Source organism: Myxococcus stipitatus DSM 14675, assembly GCF_000331735.1.
In the GTDB taxonomy this organism is placed as follows: Bacteria; Myxococcota; Myxococcia; order Myxococcales; family Myxococcaceae; genus Myxococcus; species Myxococcus stipitatus.
Genome location: NC_020126.1, coordinates 9,180,893 through 9,198,014 on the forward strand (window position 1 = coordinate 9,180,893; position 17,122 = coordinate 9,198,014).

Annotated in this window: 15 protein-coding genes; 7 read left to right on the plus strand and 8 right to left on the minus strand. The window is 70.0% G+C overall.

The window, feature by feature from the left end:
- Nucleotides 1–6: 6 nt before the first annotated feature.
- Nucleotides 7–1,011 carry an SPFH domain-containing protein gene (locus MYSTI_RS35480; RefSeq protein ID WP_015352674.1) on the minus strand — a complete coding sequence of 335 codons (1,005 nt, stop codon included), beginning with the start codon at nucleotides 1,009–1,011 and terminating at the stop codon, nucleotides 7–9.
- A gap of 401 nt (nucleotides 1,012–1,412) precedes the next feature.
- Here MYSTI_RS35480 and MYSTI_RS35485 point away from each other — a divergent pair, with 401 nt between their 5' ends.
- The 5 genes from MYSTI_RS35485 (at nucleotide 1,413) to MYSTI_RS35505 (ending at nucleotide 7,611) form a co-directional block, all read left to right on the plus strand.
- Complete coding sequence (locus tag MYSTI_RS35485) at nucleotides 1,413–2,120, plus strand: UDP-2,3-diacylglucosamine diphosphatase (protein WP_044282364.1); 708 nt, start codon at nucleotides 1,413–1,415, stop codon at nucleotides 2,118–2,120.
- A 78-nt stretch (nucleotides 2,121–2,198) separates the two neighbouring features.
- Nucleotides 2,199–2,990, plus strand: a complete 792-nt coding sequence (locus MYSTI_RS35490; protein WP_015352676.1) for an imm11 family protein — start codon at nucleotides 2,199–2,201, stop codon at nucleotides 2,988–2,990.
- Nucleotides 2,991–3,132: 142 nt separating this feature from the next.
- Nucleotides 3,133–4,350: a serine/threonine-protein kinase gene (locus MYSTI_RS35495; protein WP_420811530.1), complete on the plus strand. Its 1,218-nt coding sequence runs from the start codon at nucleotides 3,133–3,135 to the stop codon at nucleotides 4,348–4,350.
- A 55-nt stretch (nucleotides 4,351–4,405) separates the two neighbouring features.
- Complete coding sequence (locus tag MYSTI_RS35500) at nucleotides 4,406–5,470, plus strand: PEGA domain-containing protein (protein ID WP_015352678.1); 1,065 nt, start codon at nucleotides 4,406–4,408, stop codon at nucleotides 5,468–5,470.
- A gap of 83 nt (nucleotides 5,471–5,553) precedes the next feature.
- Nucleotides 5,554–7,611 carry a TonB-dependent receptor plug domain-containing protein gene (locus MYSTI_RS35505; RefSeq protein ID WP_015352679.1) on the plus strand — a complete coding sequence of 686 codons (2,058 nt, stop codon included), beginning with the start codon at nucleotides 5,554–5,556 and terminating at the stop codon, nucleotides 7,609–7,611.
- 12 nt (nucleotides 7,612–7,623) lie between these two features.
- On the opposite strand, the gene MYSTI_RS35510 is transcribed toward MYSTI_RS35505, so the two are convergent.
- From MYSTI_RS35510 to hprK, 6 genes are all read right to left on the minus strand, one after another.
- On the minus strand, nucleotides 7,624–8,178 hold the full coding sequence (locus tag MYSTI_RS35510) for a dioxygenase family protein (RefSeq protein ID WP_169558690.1): 555 nt from the start codon (nucleotides 8,176–8,178) through the stop codon (nucleotides 7,624–7,626).
- A 191-nt stretch (nucleotides 8,179–8,369) separates the two neighbouring features.
- Nucleotides 8,370–9,230 carry an SDR family NAD(P)-dependent oxidoreductase gene (locus tag MYSTI_RS35515; protein ID WP_015352681.1) on the minus strand — a complete coding sequence of 287 codons (861 nt, stop codon included), beginning with the start codon at nucleotides 9,228–9,230 and terminating at the stop codon, nucleotides 8,370–8,372.
- A gap of 25 nt (nucleotides 9,231–9,255) precedes the next feature.
- Entirely contained in the window at nucleotides 9,256–10,782 is a 1,527-nt protein-coding gene (locus MYSTI_RS35520) for a flavin-containing monooxygenase (protein WP_015352682.1), read from the minus strand.
- A 49-nt stretch (nucleotides 10,783–10,831) separates the two neighbouring features.
- Nucleotides 10,832–11,383, minus strand: a complete 552-nt coding sequence (locus tag MYSTI_RS35525; protein ID WP_201768942.1) for a manganese efflux pump MntP — start codon at nucleotides 11,381–11,383, stop codon at nucleotides 10,832–10,834.
- Nucleotides 11,384–11,395: 12 nt separating this feature from the next.
- A complete protein-coding gene (gene rapZ / locus MYSTI_RS35530; RefSeq protein ID WP_015352684.1) occupies nucleotides 11,396–12,259 on the minus strand; it encodes an RNase adapter RapZ in 864 nt (287 codons plus the stop codon).
- Nucleotides 12,256–13,221: an HPr(Ser) kinase/phosphatase gene (gene hprK, locus MYSTI_RS35535; protein ID WP_015352685.1), complete on the minus strand. Its 966-nt coding sequence runs from the start codon at nucleotides 13,219–13,221 to the stop codon at nucleotides 12,256–12,258. Before hprK ends, rapZ begins: the two co-directional genes overlap by 4 nt.
- A 191-nt stretch (nucleotides 13,222–13,412) precedes the next feature.
- Between hprK and MYSTI_RS35540 the strand changes: the two genes are divergently transcribed.
- Both MYSTI_RS35540 and MYSTI_RS35545 read left to right on the plus strand, forming a co-directional pair.
- Complete coding sequence (locus MYSTI_RS35540) at nucleotides 13,413–13,757, plus strand: histidine triad nucleotide-binding protein (protein WP_015352686.1); 345 nt, start codon at nucleotides 13,413–13,415, stop codon at nucleotides 13,755–13,757.
- Between the two features lie 97 nt (nucleotides 13,758–13,854).
- Complete coding sequence (locus tag MYSTI_RS35545) at nucleotides 13,855–14,625, plus strand: YoaK family protein (RefSeq protein WP_015352687.1); 771 nt, start codon at nucleotides 13,855–13,857, stop codon at nucleotides 14,623–14,625.
- 1 nt (nucleotide 14,626) lies between these two features.
- On the opposite strand, the gene MYSTI_RS45010 is transcribed toward MYSTI_RS35545, so the two are convergent.
- A complete protein-coding gene (locus tag MYSTI_RS45010) occupies nucleotides 14,627–17,107 on the minus strand; it encodes a polyamine aminopropyltransferase (protein ID WP_015352688.1) in 2,481 nt (826 codons plus the stop codon).
- Nucleotides 17,108–17,122: the final 15 nt, after the last annotated feature.

Consider the following 17,122-nt stretch of genomic DNA (forward strand, 5'->3'; position numbering starts at 1 on the left):
CGGTGCTCAGCGCTCGCGCGCGGGCGGCTTCGCGGCGGGGAGCGACGGGGCCTTGTGGCCTCCCGCTCCCATCAGCGACTGCAACAGCTCCGGCGACACGTTCAGCTCGCCGATGCGATGCGCATTCTCCGCCATCTCCCGGAAGGCGAGCGCGATGTTCAACGCCGGGTCCCCGCCTCCCGCCGACGCCGCCATCAGCGTCTTCCAGTCCACGCCCCGCACCGGCGCCAGCGTCTTCTCCAGCGCGTAGGCGCGCGCGTCCGCGGCCTGCTTCTCGTTCTGGGTCCAGCGCTCCATCAGCGCCGAGCGCTGCTCCTCCACCGCGATGTCCCCCGCCATCTTCGCCTCGCGAATCTGCCGCTGGCGCTCCTGCACGGCGAGCTCCGTCGCCAGCTCGCTCTCCTTGATGCGGCGCTCCTGCTCCACGGCCGCGTTGCGGCGCGCGTAGATGGCCTCGTCCGCCTGCCGCTGCAGCCCCTCACGAGCCTCCGCCTCCAGCGCGCGCGCCATCTCCGGCGTGGGCTTCACGGACAACAGCGAGAACGCCATCACCTCCACCCCCAGCGCCCGGATGGACTCCGCCGTCGCCAGCGACGCCAGCACCTCCGCCTCGATGGTCTGCGCGCTCACCAACACCTCCCGCAGCGACAGGCGCTGCACCACCGTGCGCGCCCGCACCTGCGCCACCTGCACCAGCCGCTCCGGCAGCGACTCCGGGTCCTCCGACTGGTACCGCCCCGAGGACCCCAGCGAGTAGTCCAGCAGCGAGGCCACCTTGCGCGCGTCCGCGACCCGGAAGGTGAGCTGCCCCTGCATCGTCACCGCCTGGAAGTCGCGCGTCGCCTCGTTGAAGACGAAGGGCGCGTCCGCGCTCGACAGCGGCACGCTCACCAGCGTCGCGGACGGCTTCCAGTAGAAGAACGAGAGCCCCACGCCCTCCCGCACCACCTTCCCGCCCTTGAACTGCATCACATACGACGTCGGTGTCGCCTTCATGTACCCGATGCTCATGGGCCCTCCCCCGTTGCTTCGTGTATTTCCAACACAGACTTAGTGTCCCCGAGACACCCAGTCAAGTCAAAGAGCCGCCGCTCCCTTCCCTGCTCCCGGGCGGCGGGGCGAGGAGCCGCCTCCCCGCTCCGCCCGGGCCACCCTCCCGGGTGACGGGCGCACTGTTCCTTGCGACGCTTTGTCGGCTCGTGGAGTTCCGCCCTCGTCATGGACGAGCGAACCGGCCATGCGCAGCGTTACAGAGAGGCCCTGGCCCGACCCCCCCTTCTGGACAGGGTGCGAAAGACGACGCGGTGACCCATGAAGGGAAAGGACGCGACATACCCGCCCTGGCGAGTCATGCGGACGGCCCCCCGACAGGGGAGGCCCCGGCCTTGCAATCGCGGAGGATGGGACACGACATGCACATCGCGGTGATATCCGACCTGCACCTGGGCAGGCGCGACGCAGCAGACCACTTCGGCCACGAAGACTCCGCCTTCGCCCGCTTCCTGCGCGTGCTGGAGGGCAACTTCGAGCGCATCGTCCTGCTCGGGGACATCTTCGAGACGCTCACCTGCAAGACTCCGGGCCACCAGGCGACGGAGCTCGCGGCCGCCCGCGCCGCCCATCCGGAATTGGTGCGCCGCTTCTCCCAGCCCCAGTACCAGTACATCCACGGCAACCACGACCTCGTCGCGGGAGCCCTGTTCGGCGCCCCCGAGCAGCTGGTCCTGGAGGCCGACGGCGTGAGGATGCTGTTCACCCACGGACACCACCACGACTGGGTCATCCGCAGGGCGCGCTGGCTGTCGGAGGCCGCCGTGTGGACCGGCGCGTGGCTGCGCCGCATGCGCCTGCGCACGATGTTCCGCATGTTCCAGGCGCTGGATGCCCGGCTCATGCCCGCGCTGCCGGACCCCTCGCGGTGCACGTTCCAGCAGTGGGCCATCGCCCGCGCCACCGACAGCGCGGCGGACATCGTCATCACCGGCCACACCCACCAGGGCATGCGCGTGGAGCACGGCAGCCGGCTGTTCCTCAACAGCGGCACGTGCTCGGAGGGCCAGTTCTCCTTCCTCAGCCTGGACACCCGCGCCGGACAGTACGCGCTGCACACGCACTGGTGACCCGCCGAGCGGACAGAAGGCCAGGCGCCCTCACGTTCCGCTCGCTCCCACCCCCGACGGGCGAAGTAACATCGGCGGATGTTCAGGCGGCTCACCCAAGCGCTCCGCAAGCTCACGCGGCGGATTCCAGGCGCGGGCACCCAGGAAGCAACCTCCCGTGGCGGCGAGGTCGCCCCGGGCGAGTCCCCGGACCGCTCCCGCCGAACCTCCGCCGCGCGCCGGGCCTCGCGGCGCGACGCCCCCGCGGCCCGCTACTTCGACCTGCACGACGACTTCCGCCAGCCCGCGCGGCGTGAGCTGAGCGACCCGACGTCCGTCGACGGGCGGAAGATGGACTCCGTCTGGCTCTTCACCTCCGGGGCCCCCGTGCGGCACCGAGGACGGCTGAAGCTCACCACGGAGCCCCCCGGCCCCCCGCTCGACTTCTCCCTGGCCGGCGCGGGCCTCACCCCCGTGGTCAGCGCCTCCGTCGCCGCCGTCTTCCGCGAGCTGGCCCCGGACGACGTGCAGCTGCTCCCCGTGGAAGTCGAGGGCGAGCGCGAGCGCTACTTCATCGTCGTCGCCACCCGCCTGGTGCGCTGCATCGACGAGCGCGCCTGTGACGAGGTTTCCCACTACACCGGCGAGGACGCCCCGCCGGAGCGCGTGGGCCACTACCGCACCGTGCGCGGCCTGCGCATCGACCCGGCGAAGACGGAGGGGGCCCGCGTGCTGCGGACGTGGGGCTGGCCCGTCAGCCTCATCGTCTCCGAGGGCATCAAGGAGGCCCTGGAGCACGCCGGCATCCGAGGCGCCCGTTTCACGGAAGTCACCCAGCCCCCGCCGTCACCCCGGCGCCGCAAATCCCGCCGCAAACCCCGGCGCGGTTGACCCACCTGATTCCCTGAGTCTGATAGTCCAATTTTGCTTGACACCCCAGGAGTCACGAACTTGTGGGGTAGTCAAACGAACTATATCTTTCTCGCCTTACCGCTAATTCCTGAGGCGACAGTTGGACAGGCTCGAAGCGCCGGTGCCGGCTCCCGTTGAAGAAGGCTATTTCGGGAAATACAGAATCCTTCAAAGGCTCGCGGCGGGCGGGATGGCGCACCTCTTCCTGGCCTCCATCGACGGGCCGGATGGCTTCTCCAAGCCGTGTGTCATCAAGCGGGTGCTGCCGGAGTACGCGAGCCTGGAGGCCTTCAGCCGGATGTTCGCGGACGAGGCGAAGGTCGCCGCGCTGCTGACGCATCCCAACATCGTGCAGGTCTTCGACTTCGGGAAGATCGAGGGCCAGTACTACCTGGCCATGGAGTGGATCCAGGGGCAGTCGTTGGACCGGGTGCTGCGGCACGCGTGGAAGGCGCACTTCCCCTTGGGCCAGCGGGTGGCGGTGGACGTGGGCATCGCGGTGGCGGACGCGCTGGCGTACGCGCACGCGAAGACGCTGCCGGACGGCACGCCGCTCAAGCTGGTGCACCGCGACGTCACGCCGGGCAACGTGCTGGTGTCGCGCGACGGCATCGTCAAGCTGGCCGACTTCGGCATCGTGAAGAGCGCGGTCAACGTCGAGCGCACCAGCGTGGGCGTGGTGAAGGGCAAGTACGCGTACATGTCCCCGGAGCAGATCACCAACCGGGAGCTGGACCACCGCTCGGACCTGTTCTCGCTGGGCATCGTCCTCTACGAGGCGTCCACGGGGCGGCGGCTGTTCAAGCGCGACTCGGTGGAGGCGACCATCATCGCCGCCACCCAGGCGCAGGTGACGCCGCCCTCGGAGGTCTCGCCGGGCTTCGCGCCGGAGCTGGAGCGCATCATCCTGCGCCTGCTGGAGAAGGACCCCGACGCGCGCTACCAGAGTGCTCGCGAGCTCTCGCAAGACCTGGAGCGCTTCCGCGCGTCGCGCCACTGGACGTCGGGCGGGCGCGAGCTGGCGACGCTGGTGACGTCGCTGTTCCCCGCCGACAAGACGGGCCACAACATCACCGCGCTGTCCGCGTTCGCCTCCGCCTCCACCAGCGGCATGACGAGCGAGCGCACACCCGCGCCCGACACGAAGCCGCCTCCGCCGGTGGAGGAGCGCACGTCGCCCACCACGCGCAGCCCGCCCTCCATGGTGGCCAGCGTCCTGAGCGTGGCCACGCCCGGGGGGATGCTGGTGGCGGACGAGAAGCCCTTTCCCTGGCCTGTCGTCCTGACCGCGGGAGCCGCGGCCTGCGCCAGTGCCTTGTTCTGGTACTTCGTCACCTGAGTGACGGCCCCTGCGCCTGGGCGGACGCGGCGCGCGCGGTGAGACCGAGAAGCAGATGAAACAGAAGACCTGGATTGCCGTCATCGTCGTCGGAACCCTCGCGCTCAACGCCATGGCGTACGTCGTGGTGCGCAAGCGCCGCGCGCCGGTGCCCCTGCCCTCCGCGACGGCGCCCCTGCCCTCCACGGCGGTCCAGTCCCCGCCCGCCGTCGCCCAGCAGCCCGCGGCCGCGCCTCCCGTCGAGGACCCGAACGAGGGCCTGTCCCGCGCCCGCCGCGCCGCGGGCCTCGCCGCGCTGGAGGACCGCGACTACGACACCGCCGTCAGCGAGTTCACCGAGGCGCTGAGCCTGCGCAAGACGCCGGGCGGAGACCTGGTGGACCTGCTGCGCATCGCCACCGACCTCCAGTCGCGCGAGCGGAGCCGGACGGCCCGCGCCGAGCAGGCCAAGCCGCCGCGAGAGCCTCCGCAGCGAGCCACGCCCCGGACGCGCGCCGCGCGAGTCGCCGCCGCCCGCGTCCAGGCCCCCAAGGAAGAGCCCGCGCCGCAGCCGGAGGAGGCCCGAGGCGGCCTGCTGCTCGTGACGTCCACGCCTCCGGGGCTCGTGGTGCAGGTGGATGGCAAGGCCGTGGACATGACCCCCGCGCGGCTGCCCCTTCGCGCGGGGACGTACCGGGTGGCGCTGGTGCAGGGAGACCGCAAGCTGGTGGAGGAGTCGGTGGAGCTGGATGAGGACAGCGTGCGCTCCATCAACCGCGACGTGAGTGACTTGCTGGCCCCGCCGCCCGCGGTGGCCGCGCGTCCGACCGCGCCCACCTCGCCCGCGGCCAGTGCCGCGCCGACTCCCGCGCCGCCCATCGCCGCTCCGGCGCCGACCCCCACGCCCGCGCACGCGGAGGCGAGGGTGGCCGCGACGGGGCGAGGGGAGCTCGACATCAGCTCGCCGTCCCTCTACGGCGAGGTCTGGGTCAACAACCGGCCCTATGGATTTCCGCCGCTCGTGGCCCAGAACCTCCCCGCGGGTCCGGCTCGCGTGGAGGTCCGGGTGAACGGCGAAGTGAAGCGCCGCCTGAGTGTCGAGGTCGAGCCGGGTCGCCGCACCGCCGTCCGGGTGCGCTGACCTCCTCACCGCGCGTCGCGCCCCAGCACCTGTTCCGACGAGGGCCTTCGACGCCCACGCCCCGTCTTTGCCCAGAGGTCCCCATGTCCCGCCGTCACTGGCCCCGACTGTCGTCGCTGCTGCTGCTGTTGTGCGGTCCCTCCGCCCTGGCGCAATGGGAGCCGGAGTCCACCGAGCCCCCTCCCGCCGAGCCCGCCACCACCGGGGCGCAGGAGGAGCTGCCGCTCGACGGTGAGTCGGAGGTGCACAGCCAGGTCGCCTCGTTCGCCATCACCAGGCTGCGTGACTCGCCCGCCGTGGTGACGTCCATGACGGGCGAGGAGATTCGCAACTCCGGCGCCCGGGACTTGATGGACGTGTTGCTCCAGATACCGGGTTTCTTCTTCGGCGTGGACACCCAGGGCGCGGTGGGCCCGGGCTTCCGAGGGCTGTGGGGTTACGAGGGCAAGGTGCTGCTCGTGGTGGACGGCAAGGAGCTCAACGAGCAGCTCTACTCCACCCTGCAGCTGGGCAACGAGCTGCCCGTCGAGCTGATTGAGCGCATCGAGGTGGTGCGCGGTCCGGGCTCGGTCATCTACGGCGGCAACGCGGAGCTGGCCGTCATCAACGTGATTACGCGCGGCGTGCAGGGCAGCACGGACCTGATGGTGTCCGGCACGTATGGACAGCTCGCGAAGTCGAACGGGCGGCGCGGCCTGACGCTGTCGGGCCGCAAGGTCTTCGAGTCCGCGCCGGGCCTGAGCGTCTTCGCCTCCGCGTCCATGGGCCAGGGTCAGCGCAGCGACGCGGAGTTCCGCGACTTCTTCGGCAACACGGCGGAGATGGGCGGCAACACGCGGCTGAACCCGACGACGGTGCAGGCGGGCGTGGGCTACAAGGACTTGCAGCTCAGCGTGCTGTACCAGCGCTACTCCACGTCGGCCATCATCGCCTTCGACGAGGTGCTGGAGACGCCCTCCGCCAGCGACTTCGAGTCCTTCCACGCGGAGCTGAGCAACCGCTTCCGCCCCACCGAGCGGGTGGAGATCATCCCGCGCTTCAACCTCACCCTCGCGGAGCCGTTCCGCGACTCGGACCGGGGCTCGGAGTTCTATTACGAGAAGCAGGTGATGCGGCTGCGCGGCCGGACGATGGCGCGGTGGGCGGCGCTGGACTACCTCCAGCTCACCGGCGGCGTGGACGTGGCGTCGGACCAGGGCAAGCTCAAGGGCCCGGCGAACGTGGGCCTCCAGACGCCCTTCGGCGAGGATGAGACGCTGAGCGTCTCGTACCTCAACATCGCGGGCTTCGTGGAGGCGTTCTCGGAGAACCCCATCGCCACGGTGGTGGCGGGCGCGCGGTACGAGAACCACAGCGACTTCGGCAGCTCCTTCGTCCCCCGGCTGGTGCTCCTGCGCGCGTTCGGCCCGTTCAGCGCCAAGGCGCTGTTCAGCCGCGCGTTCCGTGCGCCGGGCATCGAGAACATCAGCCTGGGCGCCGACGTGCGGCCCGAGCGCACCACCGTGTACGAGCTGGAGGGCACGCTGCGCTTCGGCGAGAACCACGCGCTGAGCGCCAACGCGTTCGACGTGGGCGTGTCGGACCCCATCATCTACTCGTACGACGCGGTGGCGAACGAGGAGGTGTACCGGAACCTGGGACGCCTCGGCAGCCGGGGCATCGAGCTGGACTACCACATCAAGGGCCCCTGGGGCCGCGCGGCGCTGAGCTACTCGTTCTATGCGCCGTCGGGCCGCAATGACGTGGAGGACTACCAGGTGCCGGGGCACTCGAATGCCTTCACGGGGATGCCCACGCACAAGGCCTCGCTGTCCGGCAGCGTGAAGGTGATGCCGTGGCTGTCGGTGAACCCCACCGCGGTGCTGGTGGGGCGGCGCTTCGCCGTGGACGTCCCTGATGAGCGAGGCAGCTCCCCCGTGGAGGAGCTCCCCACGCAGCTCTTGCTCAACCTCTACGTGCGCGCGGAGAACGTGGGGACGCAGGGGCTGGAGATTGGCGCGGGCGTGTACAACATCCTCGGCACGAACTTCCGCATCGCGCAGCCATACAACGGCGGGCATGCGCCCATGCCCGTGTTCTCCCGCGAGTTCCTGGTGAAGCTCACGTACCTGTTCGACCCGGGGATGATGGAGCAGCCGTAGCCGCCGCGTCACTCAGGGGTGACGCTCCAGGACGATGTCGCGCTTCGCGAGCCACAGGCCGTCGGAGTCGCGCTCCAGTCGGATGATGCCGCCTCCGCCTCGGAACTCCTGGCTGGCGCGGTACTCCGGCGTCACCCCGAACTCGCCGTCGAAGACGACGTCGTCGATGTAGTACGCGCGGCGGCCGGGCTCCTGGATGACCAGGTGGATGTGCGCCGGGAGCGTGTCGTTGGGATAGGGCGCGGGCTTGATGGTGTTGAAGGTGTAGACGCCATCCGCACCCGTCTTCGCCCAGCCGCGCAGGCGGCCGTGCCGGCGGCTCCACTCGGACTCATCTCTCCCGTTCGCGTAGAGCCCCTCCGCGTTGGTGTGGTGCGCGTAGATGACGACCCCGGCGACGGGCTTGCGGCCATCAACACTCAGGACCCTGCCCGTCAGGCGCAGCCGCTCGCCGGGCTCCGCGCTGTTGGCCAACTGCACCGTGGCGGGGAGCGTCGAGTGCTCCCGCTCCAGGATGGCCTCGCAGCCTTCGCAAACATAGAGGTTGGCCCTGGCACGGGACGTCAAGTCTCCACTGGCCTCGGCCGAGGTCGCCAACGAGCACCCCACCCCACCCACCACACAAGCCCCCAGCCCCCACAACACGGAACGCCTATCGAGCTCTTGCATGTGTTCCCTGTAACCGGGAACTTACCCGTTGATTCCGACAGACGGTGCTCTTGTGGTGCGGAGCACGGGCGCGCAGCGGTGTCAGGCCCTCACGCGGCGCCGCTGGAGGCCGAGGCGGCGAGCATCTTCCTCCGCCGTCGCTTCATCCCCGCAATCAGCAGCCGCTGGTAGAGCGTGGGCAGCAGCCGCTGCAGCAGGTCGATGAACACGGCATCCATGCCGATGAGCTGGCGGCGTCGGTTCTTCTGGATTGCCGCGAGGATGTTCTCCGCGGCCTGCTCGGGCGTGGTGGCGAACGCCTTCTCGAAGTCCTTCGAGGAGCGCTCATCCGTCCACCCCGGTCGCATCGTCACCCGCGCGTTGCGCGCGATGTTCGTCTTGATGCCGCCCGGGTGGACACACGTGGCGCCGATGGCGTCGGACTCCACCTCCAGCTCCTGCCGCAGCGCCTCCGTGAAGCCCTTCACCGCGAACTTCGCCGAGTTGTACGCCGCCTGCGTCGGCACCCCAATCAGCCCGAACACGCTGGAGACGTTGACGACGTGCCCCTCCCCCGCCGCCTTCAGGTGCGGCAGGAAGGCCTTCGTCCCGTACACCACGCCCCAGAAGTTGATGTTCATCAGCCACTCGAAGTCCTCGTATCGGGTGTCTTCGATGGTGGCCCCCAGCGCCACGCCCGCGTTGTTGATGATGACGTGGACCGCGCCGAACTCGCGCGCCACCTCATCCGCCCAGGTGTGCACCTGCTCGCGCTTCGCGACGTCCACCCGGTCCACCCGGACGCGCACGCCCTTCGCCCGGCACAGCGCCTCCGTCTCGGCCAGTCCGCTCATGTTCACATCGGACAGCGCGACGTGACAGCCCTTGCTCGCCAACAACACCGCCGTCGCGCGACCGATGCCCGAGCCCGCGCCCGTAATCGCCGCGACCTTGTCTTTCACCGTCTTCATCGTTGGCTCCGTTTCGCACACCACGTCATCCGCGCGCCAGAGCCCGCGGCCGCAGCCCCACCTCACGCCCCCGCGAGCGTCCGTGCCGCTCGATGGCGACGTACTCCGAGGGCTCGAACGCGGAGACACGGTGCTTGAACGCGAAGGTGAACCCGGGCCACAGCGTGGAGTTGCGCCCCGTCGCATCCAGGTACCAGCTCCTGCACCCACCCCGCAGCCACACCGTGCGCGCCATCCGGGCGTCCACGTCCCGCACGAACGCCTCCTGCGCGTCCGGCGTCGGCTCCACCGCGGCGAGACCTCGGCCCTCCAGGTAGCGCAGCGCGTTCAGCACGTGCTCCACCTGGCTCTCCATCATCAGGAGCACCGTCGTGTGTCCCAGCCCCGTGTTGGGCCCCAGCACCATGAAGAAGTTGGGGAAGCCGCTCACCGACGTCCCCAGGTGCGCCTTCATCGTGCCCGCCCACGCCTCCTCCAGCGTGCGCCCGTCCCGCCCTCGGATGCACCGCGCGAACGCCGGCTCCGTCACGCGGAAGCCCGTGCCCAGGATGAGCGTGTCCACCGGGTACTCGGCCCCGGACGTGCTGACGACGGAGTGCTCGCGCACCTCCTGGAGCGCCTCGGTGACGACGTCGACGTTGGGGCGCGTCAGCGCGGGCAGGTAGTCGTCCGAGACGAGCACGCGCTTGCAGCCCATGACGTAGTCGGGCCGCAGCTTCGCGCGCAGCGCCTCATCCGGAACGGAGCGGGCCAGATGCCGGCGCGCCTCGTACTGCGCCAGCCGGATGATCCACGGGTACATGAACGCGAGCGCGGACAGCTCCCACTTCAGGTAGAGCGCCGCGCGCATCAACCACCGCACGCCCGGCACCCGCGAGTACAGCCAGCGTGTCCACGCCGCGATGGGGCGGTCATTGCGCGGCAGCACCCATGGCGGCGTGCGCTGGAAGAGCACCAGCTTCTCCACCTCCGGCTGGATGGCCGGAACGAACTGCACCGCCGACGCGCCCGTGCCCACCACCGCCACCGTGCGGCCCTTCAGGGAGTAGTCGTGGTCCCACTGGGACGAGTGCATCACCTTGCCGCGGAAGCGCTCCAGCCCCGCCACCTCCGGCAGCGCGGGCACATCGAAGGCCCCCGCCGCGAGGATGAGGACGTCCGCGGTGAAGAGCCCCTCCGACGTCCGCAGCCGCCAGTGCTGCGCGCTGTCGTCCCAGCGCGCGTCCTCGACGGTGTGCTTCAGGCGGACGTGCCCGAGCACTCCGAACCGCGTCGCGCAGTCGCGCAGGTACGCCTGGATCTCCGACCGGGGCGAGTACACCCGGGACCAGTGCGGATTCGGCGCGAAGGAGAACGAGTACAGGTGCGAGGGGACGTCACACGCGCACCCGGGATAGTCGTTGTCGCGCCAGACGCCGCCCAGCTCGGCGCTCCGCTCGAAGAGGACGAAGTCCTCCACGCCCTCCTGCCTGAGCCGGATGGCCGTGCCCAGGCCACCGAACCCACCGCCGACAATGGCCACGTGGAAGTGCCGCGAGCGCGACAGGGACATGGAGCCTCCAGACGGCCACTGTGCCCCACCCGAGGCCCCGCTGAAAACCTCAGGCGGACAGATGCTCCACGAGTGTCTTGGTGCCGATACCGATGAGCACCAGGCCGCCCAGGATTTCGATGCTGGTGCCGAAGCGCTCCCCCAGCCGCTTGCCGGCCCACGCACCCAGGATGCTCAGCACGAAGGTCAGCACGCCGATGAGGCCCGTCGAATAGAAGATGCCCAGCTCCAGCGCGGGCAGCGTCACGCCCACCGCGAGCGCGTCGATGCTCGTGGCCACGCCCAGCGTCAGCAGCATGGACAGCTTGATGCCGACGGGGGCGGAGGCGCGCTCCTCCTCGTCGTGGGAGAACGCCTCCCAAATCATGTGCCCGCCCACCAGCGCGAGCAGGCCAAAGGCAATCCAATGGTCGATGGCCGCGAAGTGCGTGAGGATGGCCTTGCCCCCCAGCGCGCCGCCCAGCGACATGCCGAACTGGAAGACGCCGAAGGTGAGCGCCAGCTTGAAGATGTCCGGCGGCCGGGCCCCGCGGATGGCCATGCCGCCCGACACCGCGGTGGCATCCATCGCCACCCCGAGCGCGAGCAGAAGCAGCGTCATCTCCATCTCCCGCTATTCCTTCTCGATGTCGCGGTCCCAGAGCTGAACGCGGGTGTTCTCGTCGCTCAGCCGCCGGGTGAGCTCCGCGGCGATGGCCACCGAGCGGTGCTTGCCGCCGGTGCACCCCAGCGCCACCGTGAGGTACGCCTTCCCCTCCTTCTGGTAGCGCGGGAAGAGGAAGCGGCAGAGGTCCTCCACCTTCTCGAGGAACTGCTGCGTCTCCTCGCGGTCCAGCACGTAGGCGGAGACCTTGGGAACCTTGCCCGTCAGCCCCTTCAGCTCCGGGACGAAGTACGGGTTGGGCAGGAAGCGCACGTCCAGCACCAGGTCCGCCTGCGGCGGCACGCCGTACCGATAGCCGAACGACATCACCGACAGGCTGGGGCCCTTGGCGGGCTCCGGGCTGAAGCGCGCCTGCACCATGCGCTTCAGGTCATGGACGTTCAGCACCGACGAGTCGATGACCTGGTCGGCGATCTCACGCAAATCCCTCAGCGCGGCGCGCTCCGCCTGGATGCCGTCCGCGACGGTGCCGGTGGGCGCCAGCGGGTGGCGGCGGCGCGTCTCGCTGAAGCGGCGGATGAGGCTGTCATCGCTGGAGTCGAGGAACAGCACCTCCACGTGGTGACCGGCGCGACGGACCTCGTCGAGGATGCGCGGCGCCTCCTTGAGGAAGACCCCCTCGCGCGCGTCCACCACCAACGCCATGCGCTCGATGTGGCCCCCGCCCGCCAGCTCCGTGAGCTTGGGCAACAACACCACCGGCAGGTTGTCGATGCAGAAGAACCCCGAGTCCTCCAACGCGCGGATGGCGGTGGACTTGCCGGAGCCGGACATGCCGGTGATGACGACCAACTGTTTCGCGGGCGCGGTCACTCGACCTCTTCTCCCAAGGTGCGGCGCATCGCCCCTTCGGCGATGGCTCGGTTGAGCCGCTCGGCGAACTCTCTCGCCGAGTGGTGGCCCTGAAGCTTCAACAACTGGTTCCGGGCGGCCACCTCGATGATGGTCGCCATGTTGCGGCCTGGGCGCACGGGTACCACTGACAGCGGGATGTCCACACCCACAATCTGCAGGTGCTTGTCCTCCACTCCCAGCCGGTCGTATTCCTGGTGCGGATCCCACTCCTGCAACTCGATGACGAGCTCGATCTTCTTCTGCGCGCGCACCGCCGCCACGCCGAACAAGTCCTTGATGTTGATGATGCCCAGTCCCCGGATTTCCATGTGGTGCTTGATGACCGGGTTTCCCGCGCCGTAGACGGCTCCCTTGCGGCGGGTGACGTCGACGATGTCATCCGCGACCAGCCGGTGGGCCCGCATCACCAGGTCCAGGGCAATCTCGCTCTTGCCGATGCCGCTCTTGCCGAGCAGCAGGATGCCCACGCCGAAGACATCCATCAGCACGCCGTGCAGGCTGCTGGACTCGGTGAGGGCCTCCTCCAGGAAGGACTGCACCCGGGTGATGAACTCGCTGGAGAGCAGCGGCGTCTTCATCAGCGCCAGTCCCCCGGCCTCGCACGCCTCCACGAGGATGGGCGGAATCTCCAGCTCCTTCGTCACCACGACACACGCCAGGTCTTCTTCCTCGAAGAGCTTGGCCAGGGCCTCGCGCTGCCGCGACTCAGGCAGGGTGGCCAGGTACGAAATCTCCGTGTTGCCGAACACCTGGACCCGGCGCGGGTGGAGGTGCTCGGTGAAGCCCGCCAGCGCCAGCCCCGGCTTCTGGATGCGCGGAGAGTCCACCGTCCGAGTCAGCCCGCTCGCGCCCGCGATGAGCGTGAGCCGCAGGTCGTAGTCGTGGTCCTCGAGGAGCTGGGAGATGCGCAGGGATTTCATCGTCGGGGCCTGGAATATCACCGGTAGGGGCGTTTGAGTCGAAGTGCACGCCCGGCGTGGCGTCCCCCACCTCCACCCCCGCTTTCCCACCCAGGCGCCGACCCGTCCTCTCCCGGACAGTCCCTTGGCCCCTCAACAATGTGCCCGGTGGGGATTTCCCGCCGCCGCGCGCATTGCTAAGCCCCGGACCCATGTCCGATTGCCTCTTTTGCAAGATTCGAGACGGCCAAATCCCGGCCAAAGTGGTCTACCAGGATGACACCTGCCTGGCGTTCGAGGACATCAACCCCCAGGCGCCCACCCACGTGCTGTTCATCCCTCGCAAGCACATCGCGACGGTGAACGACATCACGGAGGGGGACGAGGCCACGGTGGGCCACCTCTTCACGGCGGCGGCCAAGCTGGCGCACCAGCGGGGCCACGACGCGAATGGCTACCGGGTGGTGATGAACACGAACCGGGACGCGGGCCAGACGGTGTTCCACATCCATCTGCACCTGCTGGCGGGCCGTCCGCTCATGTGGCCGCCGGGCTGAAGCCCGTCCACCTGGCTGGGGGGTGGGCGCATACACCGGCCGCCCCTTCTGTTTCGCGGGTGCTAGCGTTCCGCGCTGGCGACAAGGTGCGCCCGCAATGCCCTTCAGCACGGAATCGTCTCCCAGCAATCGACGCGCATACACGGTGCTCTCGCTGCTGCTCGCGGCGGTCGCCGGTGAAGTGAATGCGACGGGCTTCGTCGCGCTCGGCATGCACACCTCGCACATGTCCGGGAACATGGCGGTGCTGGGCGAGTCGCTCGCGCAGGGTGAGCGAAGCCTGGCGGTGCTCGCCGCGCAGTTGTTGGTGTCCTTCGTGCTGGGCGCGGTGTGCGCGGCGGCGCTGCTGGATGCGTCCCGTCACCGCTCGCGCGGGCGGCACGTCGCGGCGCTGCTGGTGGAGGTGCTGCTGCTCGCGGGCATTGGCATGGCGCTGGGGGCCTCGCCGGGCTCGCGCGCGCCGGTGCTGCTGTGGGGCCTGTCCTTCGTCATGGGGTTGCAGAACGCGCTCGTCACCCGCGTGTCCGGCGCGGTGGTGCGCACCACGCATGTCACGGGCGTGCTGACGGACATCGGCATCCAGGTGGTGCGGATGTTCGCGTGGGTGCGGGACGGCGCGCGAGGACAGGGCTTCTCCGGCGTGGTGCGCCAGCTTCGCGCCCTGCCCTCCGCCATCGAGTTCGAGCGCACCCGGCTCCACCTGGGGCTGGCCCTGTCGTTCCTCGTGGGGTGCACCGGCGGCCCGTTCCTCTACATGCGGCATGGGCCCGCGGCGCTGGGGTTGCCGTGCGCGGTGTTGCTGCTGCTCATCGGCCTGGACCTGAGCCCCGCGGCCCAGCGGCATCCCGGCTCCGCGTCTCGCGCGTGAGTCAGTCCGCCGCGGGCTGAGCCACGGCCGGAGGTCCCGAGGCGGCCTCGATGTCCATGACGCTCGCGTTGGGGCCGCCCTGGCGGACCGCCTGCAACACGCTGCTGCGGTCATCCGTCCAGATGAAGTCCGGCTCGCCTCGCAGCCCCAACCGGCGCACGCGCGCGGTGGAGCGGGTGAAGGTGGGGCCCCAGGAGAACTCCTTGTCCTGGCTCAGCAGCATCCAGTTGCTGCGCAGGGCGTCTCCTTGCGTCTCGTGGAAGACGAACGTCGCGTGCATCCCCAAGCGGCGGGCGTGCGCGAGCGTCACCGGCACCAGGTCCAGGTGGACGTTGCTGATGTGCAGCGCGAGGACGCCGTGCGGGCCCAGGTGCTTGCGGTAGAGGGACACGGCCTCCTCGGTGAGCAGGTGCACGGGCACCGCGTCCGAGGAGAAGACGTCCAGCGCCAGCACGTCGAAGGCGTTGGGCTCGCCGCGCTCCAGCTCCTGCTCCAGGGAGATGCGCGCGTCGCCCTCCACCACGTCGATCTTCGCGGGCGAGTCGCCGAGGTAGCTGAAGAAGCCCCCTTCACCGCGTGCCAATGCGATGACCGCGGGGTTGATTTCATAGAATCGGCCGACGTCGCCCTTCTCGAGCAGCGCGGCGCTTGTCCCGACGCCCAGGCCCAGCACGCCCACGCGCAGCCCCGGCGGAAGGCCCACGGCCTCGCGCAGGCGGCGCTGCTCGATGATGGCGTGCCCCAGGCCGGACTGCCGCGTGAAGTACGTGGTCGGCTCCGCGCGGCGCTCCGGCGCGACGTACTGCCAGCCGTGCGTGATGGCGCCATGGCGCAGGCTGAAGAGGTGGTTGTTCGGCTGGCCCGCGTTCTGCTCCATCACCCGCACCACGCCGAAGAAGTTGCGCGCGCTGAAGAGGGCCCGGTCGAGCTCGCGGTTCACGGTCAGGAACAGGTTCGCCGTCACCATGACGAGCATCGCGCCGCGCAGCACCCGGCGGCCGCGCTGGCTCCACGTCTCGCCCGAGGGGCCTCGCACCATGCCCGCGAACGCCACCGCGCAGCAGCCCCCCAGCGAGAGGGGGTATTCCCAGTACGCGCGGAAGAGGGCCGTGGCCACGCCGCTGACGAACAGCGCGCCCAGCACGCCGCCCGCGGACACCCACAGGTAGAAGGCGCTCAGGTGGCGGGGCGAGGGCCGCATCCGGTACAGCTCGCCATGGCACACCATGCAGCCGGCGAAGAGGGATACGGCGTAGGCGAGCAGCTGCAAGGGCAGCGGGAAGTGGGGCCCCGCAGCGTGTGCATGCGCCACCGCCGCGCCGGAGCCGATGAGCAGCACCGAGTAGAGGGTGCGCGAGTAGAAGGACTCGCGCGAGAAGGCGATGATGAACGTGAGCAGGTAGACGGCGAGGGGCAGCACCCAGAGGAAGGGGCCCGCCGCCACGTCCTGCGAGAGCTGGTTCGTCGTCGCGAGCAACAACACCGACGCGCACATCGACAGGACCAGCCACGTCAGCGTCTTGCCCACGCCGGGCCGTGCGTCCGCGTCCGGCGGGGTGATGGCCGTGCCCCGAGCCTCCTGCTTCATCGCCGCGAACGCGGCCTCCGCGTCCAGCGGCTCGCGCCCCGCCCCTGACGTGTCGCTCGAGCGAGTCGCGTCCGCGCTCGATGTGGCGGAAAGCAACTCGTGTCCCGCCGTCGTCAGCGCCTCGGCACCGTGTGCCGATGTTTCGCTCGGTCGAGTCGCGTCCGCGCTCGACGTGGCGGCGCGCGACTCGTGTCCCGCCGTCGTCAGCGCCTCGGCACCGTGTGCCGATGTGTCGCTCGGCCGAGTCGCGTCCGCGCTCGACGTGGCGACGACGGCTCCCTCTCGCTCATGTCGCAGCACATCCACCGCGCACACCGCGCAGGCCACCGCGAAGAGGACGAAGCCGACGCCCCAGCCCCACGCCTGCGCGCCTCGCCCCACCCACGGCTCCACCAGGAACGGATAGCCCAGCAGCGCCAGCAGCGAGCCCACGTTGGACAGCGCGTACAGCGCATACGGCGAGCGTCCGGGACGCGCTCGCGCGAACCACGACTGGAGCAGCGGCCCCGTCGTGCTCAGCACGAAGAACGGCAGGCCGATGGTGACCGCCAGCATCGCGAGCAGCCTGGGCACCGCCCACTCCGAGCCAGAGGGCCGCCACTCGGCGCCCGGCGCGACCGGTGACCCGACCCACAGTGCCCTCAGGGCCAACAGCACCACCGCCCCGCCCACCACGGCCAGGTGCACCTTCGCCTGCGTCCGCGCCGTCAGCCTGGAGGCCAGCCCATGCGCGTACGCGTAACCTCCCAGGAGCGCCACCTGGAAGAAGAGCATGCACGCCGTCCAGACGCCGGGCGTCCCGCCGTACCACGGCAGCGCATAGCGTCCCGCCAGGGGCTGGACCCCGAACAACAGGAAGGCGCTGGTGAAGATGGCGACGGCGTAACGAAGCATGAACAGGACCTGGCA

Coding starts and splice junctions, on each gene's coding strand:
- MYSTI_RS35480 (WP_015352674.1), bottom strand. CDS start 1,011: ATGAGCATCGGGTACATGAAGGCGACACCGACGTCGTATGTGATGCAG.
- MYSTI_RS35485 (WP_044282364.1), top strand. CDS start 1,413: ATGCACATCGCGGTGATATCCGACCTGCACCTGGGCAGGCGCGACGCA.
- MYSTI_RS35490 (WP_015352676.1), top strand. CDS start 2,199: ATGTTCAGGCGGCTCACCCAAGCGCTCCGCAAGCTCACGCGGCGGATT.
- MYSTI_RS35500 (WP_015352678.1), top strand. CDS start 4,406: ATGAAACAGAAGACCTGGATTGCCGTCATCGTCGTCGGAACCCTCGCG.
- MYSTI_RS35505 (WP_015352679.1), top strand. CDS start 5,554: ATGTCCCGCCGTCACTGGCCCCGACTGTCGTCGCTGCTGCTGCTGTTG.
- MYSTI_RS35515 (WP_015352681.1), bottom strand. CDS start 9,230: ATGAAGACGGTGAAAGACAAGGTCGCGGCGATTACGGGCGCGGGCTCG.
- MYSTI_RS35520 (WP_015352682.1), bottom strand. CDS start 10,782: ATGTCCCTGTCGCGCTCGCGGCACTTCCACGTGGCCATTGTCGGCGGT.
- MYSTI_RS35525 (WP_201768942.1), bottom strand. CDS start 11,383: ATGACGCTGCTTCTGCTCGCGCTCGGGGTGGCGATGGATGCCACCGCG.
- hprK (WP_015352685.1), bottom strand. CDS start 13,221: ATGAAATCCCTGCGCATCTCCCAGCTCCTCGAGGACCACGACTACGAC.
- MYSTI_RS35540 (WP_015352686.1), top strand. CDS start 13,413: ATGTCCGATTGCCTCTTTTGCAAGATTCGAGACGGCCAAATCCCGGCC.
- MYSTI_RS35545 (WP_015352687.1), top strand. CDS start 13,855: ATGCCCTTCAGCACGGAATCGTCTCCCAGCAATCGACGCGCATACACG.
- MYSTI_RS45010 (WP_015352688.1), bottom strand. CDS start 17,107: ATGCTTCGTTACGCCGTCGCCATCTTCACCAGCGCCTTCCTGTTGTTC.